Annotated in this window: 18 protein-coding genes and 1 pseudogene; 12 read left to right on the forward strand and 7 right to left on the reverse strand. The window is 66.6% G+C overall.

Going from position 1 to position 17,290, the window contains the following annotated elements:
• Positions 1-109: 109 nt before the first annotated feature.
• The gene (locus tag J2753_RS00540) at positions 110-394 is read right to left on the reverse strand and encodes a DUF7545 family protein (protein WP_209489407.1); all 285 of its coding nucleotides are present in this window, start codon (positions 392-394) and stop codon (positions 110-112) included.
• Positions 395-482: 88 nt separating this feature from the next.
• Positions 483-1,580 (reverse strand): NAD(P)/FAD-dependent oxidoreductase, encoded by a 1,098-nt coding sequence (locus J2753_RS00545; protein ID WP_209489409.1) that lies wholly within the window; start codon positions 1,578-1,580, stop codon positions 483-485.
• A 188-nt stretch (positions 1,581-1,768) separates the two neighbouring features.
• Between J2753_RS00545 and J2753_RS00550 the strand changes: the two genes are divergently transcribed.
• The gene (locus tag J2753_RS00550) at positions 1,769-2,068 is read left to right on the forward strand and encodes a DUF357 domain-containing protein (RefSeq protein ID WP_209489411.1); all 300 of its coding nucleotides are present in this window, start codon (positions 1,769-1,771) and stop codon (positions 2,066-2,068) included.
• Here J2753_RS00550 and cysS read toward each other — a convergent pair whose 3' ends face one another.
• The 3 genes from cysS to J2753_RS00565 form a co-directional block, all read right to left on the reverse strand.
• Entirely contained in the window at positions 2,069-3,547 is a 1,479-nt protein-coding gene (gene cysS / locus J2753_RS00555; protein WP_209489412.1) for a cysteine--tRNA ligase, read from the reverse strand. It abuts the gene before it with no gap.
• A 66-nt stretch (positions 3,548-3,613) separates the two neighbouring features.
• Positions 3,614-4,123: a DUF7523 family protein gene (locus tag J2753_RS00560; RefSeq protein WP_209489413.1), complete on the reverse strand. Its 510-nt coding sequence runs from the start codon at positions 4,121-4,123 to the stop codon at positions 3,614-3,616.
• A 111-nt stretch (positions 4,124-4,234) separates the two neighbouring features.
• The gene (locus tag J2753_RS00565) at positions 4,235-4,783 is read right to left on the reverse strand and encodes a DUF7524 family protein (protein WP_209489415.1); all 549 of its coding nucleotides are present in this window, start codon (positions 4,781-4,783) and stop codon (positions 4,235-4,237) included.
• 123 nt (positions 4,784-4,906) lie between these two features.
• Between J2753_RS00565 and J2753_RS00570 the strand changes: the two genes are divergently transcribed.
• Positions 4,907-5,053: a hypothetical protein gene (locus J2753_RS00570; protein ID WP_209489418.1), complete on the forward strand. Its 147-nt coding sequence runs from the start codon at positions 4,907-4,909 to the stop codon at positions 5,051-5,053.
• 15 nt (positions 5,054-5,068) lie between these two features.
• On the opposite strand, the gene J2753_RS00575 is transcribed toward J2753_RS00570, so the two are convergent.
• Positions 5,069-5,464, reverse strand: a complete 396-nt coding sequence (locus J2753_RS00575; protein ID WP_209489420.1) for an OsmC family protein — start codon at positions 5,462-5,464, stop codon at positions 5,069-5,071.
• Positions 5,465-5,519: 55 nt separating this feature from the next.
• Positions 5,520-6,242 carry a metal-dependent hydrolase gene (locus J2753_RS00580; protein WP_209489422.1) on the reverse strand — a complete coding sequence of 241 codons (723 nt, stop codon included), beginning with the start codon at positions 6,240-6,242 and terminating at the stop codon, positions 5,520-5,522.
• A gap of 99 nt (positions 6,243-6,341) precedes the next feature.
• Between J2753_RS00580 and J2753_RS00585 the strand changes: the two are divergent.
• The 10 genes and pseudogenes from J2753_RS00585 to J2753_RS00630 all read left to right on the forward strand — a co-directional run bounded on the left by J2753_RS00585 (position 6,342) and on the right by J2753_RS00630 (position 17,268).
• Positions 6,342-6,909, forward strand: a pseudogene (locus J2753_RS00585) (IS6 family transposase).
• A 202-nt stretch (positions 6,910-7,111) separates the two neighbouring features.
• Positions 7,112-9,019, forward strand: coding sequence for an ABC transporter substrate-binding protein (locus J2753_RS00590; protein WP_209489424.1), 1,908 nt, complete (start codon positions 7,112-7,114; stop codon positions 9,017-9,019).
• Between the two features lie 202 nt (positions 9,020-9,221).
• Positions 9,222-10,196 (forward strand): ABC transporter permease, encoded by a 975-nt coding sequence (locus J2753_RS00595; protein ID WP_209489425.1) that lies wholly within the window; start codon positions 9,222-9,224, stop codon positions 10,194-10,196.
• Positions 10,196-11,416 (forward strand): ABC transporter permease, encoded by a 1,221-nt coding sequence (locus J2753_RS00600; protein WP_209489427.1) that lies wholly within the window; start codon positions 10,196-10,198, stop codon positions 11,414-11,416. Before J2753_RS00595 ends, J2753_RS00600 begins: the two co-directional genes overlap by 1 nt.
• On the forward strand, positions 11,413-12,459 hold the full coding sequence (locus J2753_RS00605; RefSeq protein WP_345777175.1) for an ABC transporter ATP-binding protein: 1,047 nt from the start codon (positions 11,413-11,415) through the stop codon (positions 12,457-12,459). The genes J2753_RS00600 and J2753_RS00605 overlap by 4 nt, the downstream gene beginning before the upstream one ends.
• A complete protein-coding gene (locus J2753_RS00610) occupies positions 12,452-13,798 on the forward strand; it encodes an ABC transporter ATP-binding protein (protein ID WP_209489431.1) in 1,347 nt (448 codons plus the stop codon). Before J2753_RS00605 ends, J2753_RS00610 begins: the two co-directional genes overlap by 8 nt.
• A gap of 165 nt (positions 13,799-13,963) precedes the next feature.
• Complete coding sequence (locus tag J2753_RS00615) at positions 13,964-14,320, forward strand: DUF7471 family protein (RefSeq protein ID WP_209489433.1); 357 nt, start codon at positions 13,964-13,966, stop codon at positions 14,318-14,320.
• Positions 14,317-14,829 (forward strand): winged helix-turn-helix transcriptional regulator, encoded by a 513-nt coding sequence (locus tag J2753_RS00620; protein WP_209489435.1) that lies wholly within the window; start codon positions 14,317-14,319, stop codon positions 14,827-14,829. Before J2753_RS00615 ends, J2753_RS00620 begins: the two co-directional genes overlap by 4 nt.
• A 68-nt stretch (positions 14,830-14,897) precedes the next feature.
• On the forward strand, positions 14,898-16,208 hold the full coding sequence (locus tag J2753_RS00625; RefSeq protein ID WP_209489437.1) for a DUF7405 family protein: 1,311 nt from the start codon (positions 14,898-14,900) through the stop codon (positions 16,206-16,208).
• On the forward strand, positions 16,201-17,268 hold the full coding sequence (locus J2753_RS00630; protein ID WP_209489440.1) for a DUF7350 domain-containing protein: 1,068 nt from the start codon (positions 16,201-16,203) through the stop codon (positions 17,266-17,268). The genes J2753_RS00625 and J2753_RS00630 overlap by 8 nt, the downstream gene beginning before the upstream one ends.
• Positions 17,269-17,290 lie beyond the last annotated feature (22 nt).

Here is a 17,290-nt window from a genome sequence, read left to right on the forward strand (position 1 = left end):
GTCACTGCACAGGCAGGCTGGTCGCGTTATTGGTGATAAACTCTCGGCAGCGCCGTCGATAGCGCTGTCGCTAGCGGATGTGGAAAATCGGGTGAGAAGTGGTGCCGCGTTAGTGCTGGTGACCCATCGCGTCGGCCAGCGAGAGGCCGAAGCGCTCCTCGAACAGGTCCTCGAGCGTGTCGTTTGCGGCCTCGACCTCCTCGGCGACGCCGTTCTCGGCGTGGTGGACGCGGGCGTGGGCCTGCTGGGCGAACGCCTGCAGCACGATGTCCGCGATGATCTGCGCGTCGGACTCGTCGGCGTCACGCATCAGCTCGAGCATGACGGGCGGGAGCTCAACCGTGTCAGTTTCGCCGTCGGGGCCTTCGATGGTGAACGTCTCCGTATCAGCCATACAGCCAGAATGAGCGGTCGGACGTAAGGCTCTGTGGGTCTCGGCTCGAAGAAAACGAGATCGGCCCAGTCGTCGCCGGCTGCTCGCGTCAGTCGTCGCCGGTCGCGGCCTCGGGCGCCGACTCGACGCCGAGTTCGCCCGCGCGCTCGCGATCCTCGAGCCACGTGTCGGCGTCGAGCGCCGCCTCGCTGCCCATGCCGGCGGCGGTGACCGCCTGCTGGTAGTGGTGGTCGACCACGTCGCCGGCGCCGAAGATACCCGGCACGTCCGTCGCGGTCTGACCGCCGTCGCGGCCGCCCTGGGTGATGATGTAGCCCTCATCGTCGAGTTCGACGCCAGTGCCTTCGAGGTAGCCCGCGTTCGGCGTGTGGCCGATAGCGTAGAACACCGCGCCCACGTCCATCTCGAACGTCTCGACGTCTTCCTCGCCGGCCTCGAACTTCTCCTTGGGGTGGCCCTCGGGGTGGCGCACGAGCGAGGCGTAGTCGATGCCCTCGTCGGGGGTGCCGTGGATCTCGGTGAGTTCGGTGTTCCAGAGGATCTCCACGTCGCCGTCCTCGACCTTGTCCATGATGCGGTCGATCCAGTAGTCCTCCGCGCGGAACTCGTCGCGGCGGTGGGCGATGTAGACGGTGTCCGCGAACTTGGTGAGGAAGTTGGCCTCCTCCATCGCGGCGTCGCCGCCGCCGACGACGAGCATGTCCTCGCCGCGGAAGAACGCGCCGTCACAGGTGGCACACGTCGAGAGCCCGTAGCCCATCAGTTCGTCCTCGCCCGGCACGCCGAGCGTGCGCGCCGAGGCACCGGAGGCGGCGATGAACGCGTCGCAGGTGTACACGTCGCCGTCGCGCATCTCGACGCGGAACGGCGGCGCGTCGATGCCGTCCTCGCTCTCGCCGAGGCCGGTCACGTCGACGACGATGCCGTGCTCGGTTTCGGCGCCGAAGCGCTTGGCCTGCTCCTTCATGTTGTTCACCAGTTCCGGCCCGGAGATGCCCTCGGGGAAGCCGGGGTAGTTGTCGACTTCCGTGGTGAGCGTGAGCTGTCCGCCCGGCTCGTCGCCCTCGAAGACGAGCGGCTCGTTGTTCGACCGCCCGGCGTAGATGGCCGCGGTGAGCCCGGCGATGCCCGTTCCGGCGACGATCAGGCGACGGTGGTCGACCGCCTCCTCGACGTGCTCGGTCATGAACGAAGCTAGGCGGGTGGCGGGTATGTACGTTATGCTGTTCACCAGTCGCGGCGCACGACCTGACGCGGCCACGGCCGCGTCGTCGGAGCCAACGCCGCGACTGTGTCGGTGTACCGACCGCGCACGAACGCTGTAGCGCCAGCCCGCTCCGACAGCCTTACCGCCCGAGCGGCGAACGCCCGAGCATGCCCGCCGATCTGGAGGAGAAGACCGACCGCTACGGCGAGATGCTGGCCGACGCGCTGGAGGCTGCCGAACCCGCGGCGCCGCCGGGGACACCGCTGGGCGAGGCTGCCGCAGAGACGTACGAGATGGCCGACTCCTACCTCGACGACGGCCGGCACTTCCGCGAGGCCGACGACCCCGTGAACGCGCTGGCGTCGTTCTCCTATGGGTACGGCTGGCTCGACGCCGGCGTGCGGTTCGGCCTGTTCGAGATCCCCGAAGAAACAGAACTGTTCACGACCGAAGCGGGCGGCGAGTAGCTACTCGAAGCGGTACGTCGGCCCGTCCTCGCTGTCCTCGACTTCGACACCGAGCGCCGCCAGTCGATCCCGGAGTTCGTCAGCACGCTCGTAGTTCCCGGCCTCGCGTTCCCCCTCGCGCAGGTCCAGTACCAGTTCCACGAGATCCTCCGCGATCTCGGCCTCGCCCTCGGTCGTCTCGCCGAACTGGAGGCCGAACACGCCCGCGCCGTACTCCTCGAAGAACTCGATGGCCTCCCGGAGCGCGCGGTAGTCGTAGGGCGCCTCGCCCTCGACGTGGCGGTTGATCGCGCTGGCGACTTCCAGCAGTTCCGCCATCGCCTCGCGAGCGTTCAGGTCGTCGTTCATCGCCGACTGGAACTGCGTCCGGGCGGCCGCGAGCGCGTCGCGGAACTCGCTGTCCTCGGCCTTCGCCAGCGCGTCGGCGCTGTCGGCGTGCTCGACGGCGGTCTCGTAGGCCCGCTCCAGTCGCTCCCAGCGCCGGCGAGCCTCCTCGATGGTCTCCTCGGTGTAGGCCTGCTGGGAGCGGTACTCCGCGGAGGCGTAGAAGGTGCGCAGGACGTTCACGCCGAACTCCCGAACGGCGTCGCCGACGGTGAAGTAGTTGCCCAGCGAGGAGGACATCTTCTCGCTGCCGGCCTGCATGAAGCCGACGTGGAGCCAGTAGTTCGCGAACGCCTGGCCCGTCGCGGCCTCGCTCTGGGCGATCTCGTTCTCGTGGTGCGGGAAGACGAGGTCCTGGCCGCCCATGTGGATGTCCAGCGTGTCGCCGAGATGCGTCATCGACATCGCGGAGCACTCGACGTGCCAGCCGGGTCGGCCCTCGCCCCACGGCGACTCCCACGTCTGGCCCTCGGGGAGCGGCCCGTCGTGTTCGTGCTTTCGGTGCTCTTCGACCGCATCGGCGTCGACGCCGTCGGCCTTCCAGAGTGCGAAGTCTGCGGGGCTGCGCTTCTCTTCCCGCTCCTCGGGGTCGCCCTGCTCCTCGACTTCCTCGATCTCCTGGTTCGAGAGTTTGCCGTACTCCGGGAACTCGGCCACGTCGAAGTAGACCGAGCCGTTGGACTCGTAGGCGTACCCGCGCTCGACCAGCGTCTCCACGAGATCGACGATCTCCGGAACGTGCTCGGAGACCCGGGGGTAGACCTCGGCGCGTTTGAGGTTCAGGTCCCGCATCCGCGAGAGCACCTCGTTCGTGTAGTGGCCGGCCACGTCAGTCTCGCTGTCCCACTCCTCGCGTTCGCCGACGCGGGCAGTGATCTTCTCGTTCACGTCGGTGACGTTCTCGACGTGGCGCACGTCGTACCCCTCGTGGTCGAGCCAGCGGTGGAGGATGTCGGCCTGCGCCCAGAGGCGCGCGTGGCCCAGGTGGGGGTCGTCCGAGACCGTCAGCCCGCAGACGTACAGCAGGACCGAATCGCCGCTCGGTTCGAACGCCTCGCGCTCGCCCGAGAGCGTGTCGGTCAGCGACAGAGTCATGCAGAGGGCTTCTCCGGCCGGCGGTTTCAAGGCGTCGGATCCGGCGCTGCCGGCGGCCTCCGGCGCTTAGACCGGGACGTTGGCCAGCGCGTCCTCGACGGCCCGGAGCGCCGACACGCCCGCGCGACGATCCACGACGACCAGCAGCGTCCCCTCGGCGACGGCGGCGGCTTCGGCGTCGATGTCCTCGGCGTCGAGGCGGCCACAGACTGCCGCGAGCGCGGCCACATCCACATCGCCCGTTGCGAGCACCGCTGTCATCGACCCCGCGTCCGGAACGACGGCGGCACCGCCGATGGAGAGGAGGACTTCGGTGTCGTCGCCGGCCTCACTTGCAGACTCGGCGTCCTCGATCACACCTACGCCGCTCTCCATCCGGACGCGGGCGTCCGCGTCGCGCGTCTCGAACTCGGGAAGGTCGTCGGCGAACCGCCGGAGCGCCGTGGCGACTGGCTCCGTCTCGCCAACGTCGAGGAACGCGGCGGCGGCAGTGTAGTTGACGACGCCGGCCCGGAGCGCCTGTAGAAGGAAGGGATGGTCGCGGACCGCTTCGCGGGTCGCGGCTGCGGTGGACATGTCTGAGCGTGACCGGGGCGGCGCCAAAAGTCCATCCACCTGCGGGCGTCCGGTGGCGGGTGGCGCAGTGACGGCGCCACCGTGGGTTGCAACTCACCAGCGAAAGAAGCGTCAGGCCAGCGCGATCACGACCCCGACGACGGTGATCAGCGCGACCAGCGCGGCGGCGGCGACGACGATCTGACTCTGGATACTCACCGCGACGATGGCGGCCGCGAGGAGCGCACCGACGGCGAGCGTCAGTAGCCCGACCGTCTCCGCATCCGGCGGCCAGATGCTGGGGTCGGGCTGTGGTTCCGCGAGCCGCTCGTCGACGTCCACGCCGAGGCTGTAGCCCTCCGCTTCGGAGGGTTCGACCCGAACGTTGACGGCCGTGGTTTCGGCGCCGTAGCCCACCGAAATCGTTAGCTCACCTGAGACCGGCTCCTCGACTTCTCTGGTGTCCACCCGGACATGGCCAGTCGCGCCGCTTCCGACGAACGCGTCGCCGTCGCGGATCCGAGCCACCGCCGAGAGCGCCTCGTCCAACTGAACGTGGACGTGCGAGCCGTCGCCGTGGTTCTCGATGGCCACGTCGAACGACTCGTCGGCGACGAACGACGCCGGCGCGTCGATGCCGCGCGGGCGGCCCCGGTTCAGGTGGACTGAGAGAGCCGACACGTCGGTGGGTGTGCCCCCCGGGAGCAAAAAGCTTCACCTCCCGCTACCGAGAACCGGCCGTAGATCGCCGCTCGTGGCGGTTTGGGCAAAGACTTATACCCTCTCCAACCCGAAGCCGTGAGTATGGGTAGCAGTCCCACACCGCCCGTCGTTCGTGACGAACCGTCCCGTAAGCACGGCCCGGACCTGTCGGCCGTCGGTACCGACCTCGTCATCTGCGACGGCGAGGCGATGACCTACGGGGCGTACCGACGGGGCCGGGAGGAGTAGCGGCGTTCTGCCGCGCTAGAAGGCGCCGCCTTCGAACGTCGTTTCTGCGTGGAGGTCGGTCTTGAGCGCGTCGTGGACCTTACAGAGGTCGAACGCGCGGTCGATGGCCTCCTGGCCCGCTTCCTCGCTCACGTCGGCCTCGACGGCGATGTCGAACTGGATCGCGGCCAGTTTGTCGTCGTCGTTGAGGTCGCCCGTGATCGAGAGTTCGATCTCACCCAGATCGCCCACGTCGCGCTGCTGGGCGCCGACGCGGAGCGCCGGGACGTAGCAGGCGCCGTAGGAGGCGAGCAGCGACTCCAGCGTGTCGGGTGCGGACTCGCCGCCGGGGTCGATGTCGACGGAGAAATCGCGGATCTCGGTCGTGGATTCGTAGCCGGACTCGGAGACAGTAGTGACCTGTTTGCTCATCGCGACCGGGAGTTGGGCTGGTCGGGGCCTAAATCTTGCTGCCCCGGCCGACCGATCACTCCGCCAGCGTGTACGACTGGTCGCCGTCGAGGACGACCACGTCGGCGTCGCTACCAGTCGCCTTCACCTCCCGGACGAACTCGTCGGTGTCGATCTCGATGGGCGGGAACGTGTCGTAGTGCATCGGGAACGCGGTGTCAACGTCGAGCCAGTCGACCGCGACGGCGGCCTGTGCCGGCCCCATCGTGAAGTGGTCGCCGACCGGCACCGCGGCGGCGTCGGGTTCGAGGAACGGCCCGATCACGTCCTTCATCTCGGAGTGCAGCGAGGTGTCGCCGGCGTGGTAGAACGAGATGGAGTCGGCGTCGTGCTCCTGTGTCGGCTTCGTGTCGCTGACGACGAACCCCGCGGGCATCCCCCCGGACGCGCCGTAGCCGGTGTCGATGCCGTTGGAGTGGTCCGCACGGACCATCGTGACGAACGCGTCACCGAGTTCCACGGTGCCGCCGAGGTTCATCCCGGTCGACTGCTCGATCCCGTAGTTGTCGGCCAGATAGCCCGTGATCTCCGGGGTCGCCACGAAGTGGGTCCCCTCGAAGCGGTCGGCGTCGCCGATGTGGTCGGCGTGGCCGTGAGTGATGAGCACGTGGTCCGGGTCGAGCCCCGCCGGATCCGTGTCGGTAAACGGCGTGTCGAAGAACGGATCGATCAGCAGCTCCGTGTCGTCGACGGTTACGCCCCAGGTCGAGTGACCGTACCACGTGAGTTCGAAGGTCATGCGGTCGACAGTCGGGCCGGAGGCGCCGTGAATCTTGTCCCCGTTTCGGCGGCGGTGTTCAGATAAGGATGAAGAGTGAGGCGGTTCGTTTTCTGAGTGATATATGCCCGAAACGACCGCCTCGACGGGTGTTTGAGCAGGATCGAGTTAGGTTTATGAAACGAGAAGCAACACCGACGGAGTTTATGAAGCTCGGTGTCCAGCTCCATTTGCGAGGGCTATGCCTACCGCTTGACCTCCGCCTGAAGACGGAGGTATGCGCTATTGGTCTCCATCACTTTCGAATACCGCCTCAATTCTCGGTGAATCCGGTGTTGGCCGAGCTCAGTCTACTGCTCACAACTGGGTTCACAAGGCCGATGTACAGCCGGAAGACGGTCGAAATCCGGATCACGTCGCAGTTGACGAGACGGTGAGCGGACTCAACGATGAGCAGTGTTGGCTGTACGCTGCTGTCGATCCGGAAACAATTTGCCGCATACAAAGTTCGAACCGGTTAGAAACGCTTTAGATACGAAAACATGGAAATCTGAACAGCGTCGAACGTGTCTTTCGCGAGGTAAAACGGAGAACCCTACGTTTCTCGAACTGTTTCAGCAACGCCGAGACAGAAACTGCAGACGAGTGGGTGAGATCGTTCCCCTTCGCATGGAATCGGCTTATCTGAACACTACCCCGCGGCGACGCCCGCTCCGTATTCAGCAACGCCCGACCGGCTGGTGATCGGACCAAACACGCTGAGTGTGTATTTGTTGCCTACCACCATGAAAAATAAAGCGTATCGAAGTTTGGGTCGGCTACCTTTGGGTAAAGAGACCATGGTACTAAGCGACAAGTTTATCATCAGCATGCAATAATACGAGAGTCACATGTCTGACCCGTTCGGACGACGTGGAGACGACAAGAACTCGACTATCGACCGCCGCCGTTGGCTCCAAGCCGTCGGCGTCGCTGGCGCAGCCGGGATGGCCGGCTGTACCGGTGGTGACGGCACCGACACCGAGACGACCACCGAAACCACCGAGGGGAACGCGCTCGGGACTGAGACCGCGACGCCCTCCGGTGAGCAGGATCTCCCGGAGGTCGGCGGGACCTACCGAACCGTCAGCAGCAGTCCTGCCGAGACGCTCAACCCCCTCTACAACACCGAAAACGGCGCGGGGAACCTGATCGGCTACGCGCTCGACATGGGGTACACGTTCAAGCCGGGCAACGAGGTGATGCCCCAGCTTTACGACCTGACCACCGAGGACGGTGGGAAGACGTGGACGGGGACGGTTCGTGAGAACCTCCAGTACAGCGATCCCTACGGGCAGGTCACCGCTGAGGACTTCGTCTATCAGGTTCAGGAGCTCCACCAGGCCGACTGGGCGTCGACGGCAGACTCCAGCGCCTGGCCCAGCGAGGTCACCATCGAACAGACCGGCGAGCTCGAGTTCCAGATCACGCTGCCGAGCGCGAACCTGCTCTACCCGCAGACGTACGACCCGCTGCTCTACCCCATCCCGAAGGACCTCATGCAGCCGTACGTCGAGGAGCAGGACGACGCCGGCCTGCAGGAGGATCAGGAGCTGCTCAACCTCGAGTTCACCGGGAACCTCGGCGCGTACACGCTCGAAGAGTGGAACCGCTCCAGCGGTCAGACGTACAGCCGTAACGAGGACTACTACCTACAGGAGGCGACCGACCAGTTCGCGCTCTTCGAGAACGCCCCCTACTTCGAGAGCCTCGAGAACTCCGTCGTGCAGGAGCAGGCCTCCCGCCTCGGCGCGCTCGAAACCGGCGAGACCGACGCCGCCGCGGTCCCGCCCGAGCGAGTCCAGGAGTTCGACAACCTCGAGAACGTCGATGTCTACCTCATCCCGCAGCCGTACAACGAGGTCTGTGTGTACAACATGCGGGAGAACGGATGGAACGCCGGTCCGGGTAACCTCTTCCGTGAGAAGAAGTTCCGCCAGGGGCTCGGCTGTGCCGTCGACAAGCAGACCCTCGTCGAGGGTGTGTTCCGTGGCTACGCCAACGTCGAATACACGTGGCAGCCCCGTTGGTCCCGCTGGTACCCCAGCGACGCCGACATGATGGAGTTCGGGACGGGCGACCTCTACGGCTCCGAGCCCGCCCAGAGTCGCATCGAGGAGGCGATCAGCAACGTCGACCACGAGTACAGCTACGACAGCAACGGGAACCTCCTCAACCCCGAGGGCGACCAGTGTACGATCACGCTCTACCACAGCGCCGGCCAGAACACCGAGCGCTCGATGGCGGAGTTCATCGGCCAGGAGTTCGAGGACAACGCCGGGATCGCCGTCGAAGTCAACGCGATTCAGGGCGCTCAGTTCTCCCAGGAGTACTGGCAACAGGAGGTCCCCGAGAACGCCGACGACCTCGAGTGGTCCAACGGCTCGTACAACGCCGGTCCGCGTGACGTGGCCACGAGCGCGAACGCGTGGGACATGACCGTCGTGTTCGGCCTGAACACCTACCCGCTCAACCCACTCGCCGGCGAGGTCTTCTTCCAGAAGGACTCGTTCTACAACCCCTACGGCTACTACCCCTCCTGGGACGCCAAGGATCTGTTCGAGCAGGCGAACAACGCCGAGAGCCCCGAGGAGCTCGAGGAGATCTTCGGCGAGATCTTCGTCAACATCGCCGAGGACCAGCCCATGGCGATGCTCGCGTTCCCGAGCGGCCGAACCGGCTACTCGTCGGACATGGTCGGGCCCGCGGAGAACTTCTTCAGCGGCTGGAACTTCCCCGGCTGGTACCGAGAGGAGTAAGCCGCAGCCGCGGGCGTTTTTTGCGGACGCGGCGGGGTCGTCCATCGAAACACACATGGGATAAACATCCCATATCGGATAACACCGCTCGGTAGTTGCCACTCATACACACAGTGATGGCGGCCGGCGCGACGCAGACGGGAAACGGGCAGCCGAACAGACGGATGGAGTTTACAACATACACATGAGGTCGCGATAAGCAATGGGAATGGAATGGTACATCGTCCGACGGGTCGCGTGGGCGGCCATCGTGACGTTCATCATCGTTTCGGTCACGTGGGGGCTGATGGCAGCGGCGCCGAACCCCGAAGTCCAGAAAGCTGCCACACAGGCGGCGATGGACGGCGAGGACCCGGCCGCAGCCGCCGATCTAGCGAGACAGCGCGCACAACTCGACCGACCGCTCCACGAGCGATTCATGGACTACGTCGTCGGGGTCTACACGCTCAACTGGGGCTGGTCATCAACTCGGAACCAGCCAGTGACGCAGGCGCTGATTGAGTCACTCCACTACACCGTCCAGTACTCCGTGCCGTGGACGATCCTGACGGTGTTGATCGGACCGCTCGTTGGGCTGTACTCCGCCGCGAACCAGTACAGCTGGAAGGACCATGCTGCGACTGGCTTCGCGTTCTTCGGCTACGCGATCCCGAACTTCTTCTTCGGGATCATACTGCTGTTGTTGTTCGGGGTACAGTTACGATGGATCCCGATCGTCTACAACACTGACGTTGCGGTGTTCAGCGTCGAGAACGCCATACAGCTCAGCGTCCCCATCTTCGTGTTGGTGACGGGCTCTATCGGCGCCATCATGCGCGTCTCGCGTAACGAGTCCGCGGAGTACACGAACGCCGACTTCGTGAAAACCGCGAAGGCGAAAGGTGTCTCCACCTATCGGATCTACTTCCGGCACGTGCTTCGGCCGACGATGGTGCCACTGTCGACGACAATCGTCGGCTACCTGCTGGCGCTGTTCACGGGGTCGTCCCTGCTGGTGGAGGTCGTGTTCGGGATCCCCGGACTGGGGCGAACGCTCTACGACGCGGTGATCGCACAGGACACGAGCCTCGTGCTCGGTTCGGTCCTGTTTTTCACCTTCGTCGCGACCATCGGGAACCTGATCCAGGACATGGTGTACACAGTGCTTGACCCGCGTATCAGCTTCGAGGATCGATAATGGCGGCGGACAAACAGACGTTCGACGAGGTCGACTGGGGACAGATCACCGGCGAGTCCGACCGTGAGCTCTCGCCGAACTTCCTGATCCTGCTGGCCGGAACAGCGATGTTACTGCTGATCGCCGCGTTCGACTACTTCTTCGTCACCGGGACGTACGACGCGGCGATCGGGATGGACTTCGGGAACCAGTACACCCCGACGTTCGACATCATCGGCTGGGGGTACGACGTGACCCAACTCGACTGGCTGTTCGCGTTCTCCCTGCTGCTGTTCGGGGCGTACGTGGTCCTCCCGCTTTACCAGAACCCGCGGATGAGCAGCTACTACTGGCGGGAGATGAAGCGGAACCGGCCGGCGATGGTCAGCCTCGGGTGGCTCATCTTCATCTTCGTCATCGGCGTGCTCGGCCCGGTCGTGATCGCCGCGCCGCGGGCCGACCTAGCCGTGCAGTACCAGCCGCCGGTGCTGCTCTCTATCGACACGGTCTACCCGATCCGCTGCGTGGGCCCCGTGATCAACGGCGCCTGCCAGGGGACGCTCCAGTACCCCCTCGGGACGACCGGGGACGGCAAGGACATCTTCAACATCATCGTCTACGGGATGCAGATCAGCATGAAGATCGGCTTCATCGCGACGCTGATCGTCGTCTCCATCGGCACCGCCGTTGGCACCGTCGCGGCGTACGCCGGCGGGCTGGTCGACGAAGTGCTGATGCGCTACGTCGACGTCCAGCAGTCGTTCCCGACGTTCATCCTCTACCTCCTGATCCTCTACATCTGGGGGGCGAGCCTGTTCCTCTTCGTCGTCCTCTTCGGGCTGTTCGCCTGGGAGGGGACCGCACGCTACGTGCGGAGTAACGCGCTCGCCAAGACGGAGGAGGAGTACATCAAGGCCGTACAGCTCAGCGGTGCGAGCACGTACCGGATCGTCCGGGCGCACATCGTGCCCAACACCGCGAGCAGCATCATCACCGACATCACGCTGCTGGTCCCGACGTTCATCCTCGCCGAGGCGCAGTTCGCGTTCCTCGGGCTTGGTGACTCGACGATCCCGTCGTGGGGCGTGCTGATCGCGGCGGGTCGCTCGGACCTCGCCTTCGCCCCGTGGATCACGCTGGCGCCCGGGATGTTCCTGTTTTTCACCATCCTGGCGTTCAACTTCCTCGGTGACGCGCTGCTCGACGCGCTGAACCCCGAAGCGGAGGCGGAGTCAGAATAATGTCCGAAGAACCACTACTCACGGTCGAGGGACTCACGACGGAGTTCACGACCGACAACGGCGTGCTGACGGCCGTCGACGGTATCGACTTCGAAATCGAACGCGGGGAGACGCTCTGTCTGGTCGGCGAGTCCGGGTCCGGCAAGACCGTCGCCAGCGAGTCGATCACCCGGATCGTCCCGACGCCGCCCGGCGAAGTCACCGGGAGCGTCACGTTCGACGGGCAGGAGATCATCTCGATGAGCGAGTCCGAACTCAAGGAGATCCGCGGCGGGCGGATCGCCCACGTGTTCCAGAACCCACAGGACGCGCTCAACCACTGCTACACGGTCGGCTGGCAGATCGTGGAGGCGATCCAGACCCACGAACCCAACACCAGCAAGCAGGAAGCCCGCGAGCGCGCGGTCGGCCTGCTCAACGACGTCGGCGTCGCCAACGCGGCGGCCCGACTCGACGACTACCCACACGAGTTCTCCGGCGGCCAGAAACAGCGCGTGATGATCGCGATGGCGCTGGTCACCAATCCGGACCTGCTGATCGCCGACGAGCCGACGACGGCGCTCGACGTGACCGTCCAGGCGCAGATCCTGAACCTCCTCGAGGAGCTGCAGGAGGAGTACAACATGTCCATCCTGTTCGTGACCCACGACCTCGGCGTCGTCGCGGGGATCGCGGACCAGGTGGTCGTGATGTACGCCGGGAAGGTGATGGAGCGAGGCGGCGTCCACGAAATCTTCGACGAACCCTCGCACCCCTACACGCGCGCGCTACTCGAGTGTCTCCCCGGGAAATCACGGTCGGCGGAAGGGATCCCGGGATCGCTCCCCTCGCCGATCAGCCCCCCGGACGGCTGTCGGTTCGCGCCGCGGTGTGACTACGCGGTCGAGGAGTGCCGTGCGGGCGACCAGCCACCCGAGGAGCCGCTCTCGGAGAGCCACGCTGTCTCCTGTGTCCACTACCAGCAGGGGTACGACCCTGCCGTGATTCGCGAGGAAGTCGTCCAGGAGGACGGCGCAACCACCGGAGGTGTTTCCAGTGACTGACGAACCGCTGCTCTCGGTCCGAAACCTGAAGAAGCACTACCCGATCACCGAGGGAATCCTCTCGAAGCAGGTCGGCGCCGCCAAGGCCGTCGACGGCATCAGCTTCGACATCGAGGAGGGCGAGACGCTCGGCCTCGTCGGGGAGTCCGGCTGTGGGAAGTCCACCGCCGCCTCCTCGATCATCCGCCTCGAAGAGGCGACCGACGGCGAGGTTATCTTCAACGGCGGCGGCCGACAGGGCCGCACCCGGAATCAGGACGGCAGCCACCCCAACGACATCACGCAGTTCGAGGACGAGGAGCTGAAGGCGTTCCGCCGGGACGCCCAGATGATCTTCCAGGATCCCTCCTCCAGTCTGGACCCGCGGATGACCGTCGGGAGTTCGGTCGCGGAGATGCTGCTGGTCCACGGGATGACCGACAAGGAGCGCCGCCGCGAGATCGTCGAGGACCTGCTCGAACGCGTCGGCCTCGAAGCGGAGTACTACGACCGGTACCCCCACGAGTTCTCCGGCGGCCAGAAACAGCGCATCGCGCTGGCCCGCGCACTCGTGCTCAACCCCGAGTTCATCGTGGCCGACGAGCCGGTGTCCGCGCTCGACGTCTCGATCCGCGCGGAGATCCTCTCGCTGCTGAACGACATCCAGGAGGAGTTCGGGCTCTCGATGCTGTTCATCAGCCACGACATGAGCGTGGTCCGGGAGGTCTGTGACCGGGTCGCGGTGATGTATCTGGGCGAGATCGTCGAGATCGGCGACACCGAGGACGTGTTCTCGGACCCACAGCACCCCTACACGGAGGCGCTGCTGTCGGCGATCCCCACCCCGGACCCGACGCTGGACCGGGAGAACATCGAACTCAAGGGGACCGTCCCCAGTCCGATCAGCCCGCCCTCGGGCTGTCGGTTCCACACGCGGTGTCACAAGGTGATCCAGTCCGGCGAGTACGATCTGGAACAGTCCGACTGGCGCGCGTTACTGACGTTCCGGGACAAGGTCCAGACCGGCGAGATCGACCCGTCGAGCATCCGCAACGCGCTTTCGGGTGAAGATATGGATCCGTCGGACGTCGACGACGAGACGGTGAAAACCCAGCTCAGAGTCGAGTTCGACCTGCCCGAGACGCTCTCGGACCGGGACGCGGAGTCGACGCTCCAGACCGCCATCGACGCGCTGGCGGAGGGTCGCATCGAGGACGCGAACGAGGAGCTCTCGGTGTTCTCCACGCCGTGTGAGAAAGAGGAGCCGGCCGAAACCGACCACGGCAACGGCCATCTCTCCTCCTGTCTGCGAAACCAGTCCGCGGCCGAGCGGGCCGAACCCGCCCCGGCTGACGACTGAGCCGCCTCAGTTCTTTCCGTTCTCCACTGCCGTTCGCACCGTCTCGGCAGTGACCGGCATATCGACGTGATCGACGCCCGGGAGTGCGTGGACCAGCAGGCGCCTGGCCGCGACGGTTACCCGCGGATCGAGAGGCGTATGCCCCCGGGGTCCCAAGTGAGGCCGATGATCGACGGCGTCCCACTGGCCGGCACCCACGGACAGGACCCGGTCGTGTTCGCGCTGCTGACCCTCGCCGGGATGCTGGCGGCCGTCGTCGCCGGCGTCGCCATCGCGGCGTTCGTCCGGCGGCGCTCGCGGCGCTACCTGCTGGTGGCGCTCGCGCTGTCGACGCTGGTCGGCCGGAGCGCGGTGGGACTGGGCGCCTACGGCGGCATGATTGGGCCGAGGCTGCACCACCAACTGGAGCACGGCCTCGACGCGGCGATGGCCGCGCTGGTGATCGCCGCCGTCTATCTGGTCGGCCGACCCAACCGCACGGAAGCCGCTCGCGCGGGCGGCGACGGGGAGGGGCGCCGATGAACGAGACCCGCGAGCGCCTGCTGGATCACGTGCGCGACCATCCCGGCCGCCACGCCAGCGCGCTGGGCCGGGAGTTCGACCTCGCGACCGGCCAACGCCAGTATCACCTCCGGCGCCTGCGACGCGACGGCGCCGTCGTCGCCGACGAGCGCCACGGCCGCACGCACTACTTCACGCCGGGCTACGACGACCGCGAACGCGAACGGCTGGCGCTGGCTCGGCGGGAGACCTCCCGGGCGGCACTCGCGGCGCTGCTGGCCGCCGGGGAGACGCCGGCCGCCACCCTCGCCGAACGGCTGGACGTCGCCCGGAGCACGCTCTCCTACCACGTCGACCGCCTCCGAGACGCCGGACTGATCGCTGAGCGCCGCGACGAGCGCGGCCGGGTCCACCTCTCGCTGGCCGACCCCGGGGCGACTCGCTCGCTGCTGGCGACCGTCGAGCCGTCGACGCCCGACCGACTGGTCGACCGCTTCACCCGACTGGTCGACGAGCTACTCGACGGGTAGGCCCCCTGAGTCGGAGGTTTCGAGAGGCGCACCAGAACCCACTTTCCCCTGGCTCCCCAGCCCCGGGTATGAGCGACTCATACGGTATCGACCGGCGGGAGTTCGTCAAGGCCGCCGTCGCCATCGGCGGGGCGTCGGCGCTCTCGGCCTGCCTCGACCGCGGCCCCGAAATCGACGTGCCGCGGGGCCCCGAGGACCCCGCGTCGGCGTTCCCCGAGCGCCAGCACGCGTGGAACGCCGCGCTCCCGACCGACGACGCCGGTAACAACCACCACCCGCGCCACCGCGTGCTCCTTCCACTCTCCTATGGCGACGGGATGCCGACCGACGCCGAGCGCGAGACCGTCGAGGCCGCGCTCGCGGGCCTCGAGCGCGCCTACGAGCGCTCGGCCGCGGGCCTCCTGCTGACGGTTAGCTACTCCCCCTACTACTTCGACCGGTTCGACGAGAGCCTCCCCGAGAGCGTCGACCTGCCCGAACCGCGGGCGCTCGCGGATTTCGAGGACCCCGACGCCGACGACATCGACGCCATCGTCCACCTCGCCAGCGACCACGGCGAGGTGGTGATGGGCGCCGAGGAGGCGCTGAAAGGCGAGGTGGACGAACTCAACGGCGTCTCCCAACCCGACGCGTCGCTGACGGACGTGTTCACCCTCGGCGAGCGCCGGACGGGATTCATCGGCGACGGCCTGCCCGCCGAGAACCAGGACGTGGACGGCGTTCCCGACGACGGCCCCGTTCCCGAGGACGCCCCGCTGTACATGGGGTTCGAGTCGGCGTTCCAGGGGAATCAGCCGGGCGAGGACCGCGTGACGATCCAGTCGGGACCGTTCGCGGGCGGTACCACCCAACAGCTCTCAACGCTGACGCTCAACCTCAAGCAGTGGTACGAGCAGGACAGCCGGGACCAGCGCGTCTCCAAGATGTTCTGCCCGCACCACGCCAGCGAGGGGACCGTCGAGGGCACCGGCGAGAACCTCGGCACCGACCCGCAGATGGACGACTGCGGCGACCCGACCGAGACGGCCCGGAGCGAGGGCGTCGTCGGCCACGGCCAGAAGATGGTCGACGTGCGCGAGGACGACGCGCCGATCATCCTGCGGCGGGACTTCGACTCGACCGATCAGGACCGCGCAGGCGTCCACTTCCTCTCGCTCCAGCGCACCATCGAGGACTTCGTGACGACGCGCGAGGCGATGAACGGCGATGACGTGGCCAGCAACTCCGCGGTCGGCCAGCGCACCAACAACGGCATCCTGCAGTACATCGACACCGTGCGCCGGGGGAACTTCCTGATACCCCCCCGCTCGCTGCGCGCGCTCCCGCCCGCGAATCCCGCGGACGACGCCGCAGAGAACGCGGAGGTGGCTCATGCATAAGTCCCGCCGGGCATTCCTCGCGGGGGTCGGCGCCGCCGGCGCTGCGGGGCTGGCTGGCTGTAGCGGCTTCGAACTCCAGTCGGGCAACCGGGAGCCGCCACTGGTGGAGAACCGCCCCGACGGCGTCTACGTCCCGACCCACACCGAAGGAATGGGGATGGCGTCGATGCAGAGCGACGGGGGGTACAGCTGTGCGCTGACCTACAGCTTCCCCCACCGCTTCTGGACGATCACCGGCAGCGACACGACGATGGTGGAGGTCGGGAACAGCGACGCGCTCCACCTGATGCCCATCGTCTGGCACAGCGAGACGGGGATCGTCCCCTCGGACGTGAACCCCACCGTCGACATCAGCCGGGACGGCGAGTCCGTCGTCGACGGCCTCAGCCCGTGGCCGATGCTGGCCCAGCGGATGGGTTTTCACTTCGGCGATAACGTCGAACTCCCAGAACAGGGCGAGTACGACGTAACCGTCTCCATCGGCGAAGGCGGGAACCGCCGGACGGGGTCGCTCGCGGACGCCGGCGCCGCCGAGTTCGAGTTCACGCTCGACTACCAGCTTTCCGAACTCAATGACCTCCCCTTCGAGGACATCCCGCCCGCGAGACAGGGGACGCTGGGCGCGGTCCAGCCGATGCAGATGGATATGGTCCCGCTGATGCAGGCCCCCACCGAGGACGAACTCCCCGGGACGGTCCGGGGGACGGCCGAGAGCGGCGACGCCCAGTTCGTCGTCACCACCATCGACGACGCCGGGGCGTTCGGCGACGACGCGGACCAGCAGCATCTGGCTGTGTCGGCGCACACGCCGTACAACCGCTACCCGATCCCGCTGATGTCGCTCTCGGCGACGGTGACTCGCGACGGCGAGACGGTGTTCGACGGCTACCTCAACGAGTGGCAGGACGGCGACCTCGGCATCCACTACGGCGCGCTGCTCGATACGGTCAAGGAAGGCGACGAACTCACGATCACCGTCGACTCGCCGCCGCAGGTCTCGCGCCACGAGGGGTACGAGACCGCCTTTTTGAACATGTCCGACGCGACGCTAACGCTCTGAGACGCCGCACTGACCATCGCCG

Origin of the sequence: Halolamina salifodinae (assembly GCF_017874235.1) — an archaeon.
GTDB lineage: Archaea > Halobacteriota > Halobacteria > Halobacteriales > Haloferacaceae > Halolamina > Halolamina salifodinae.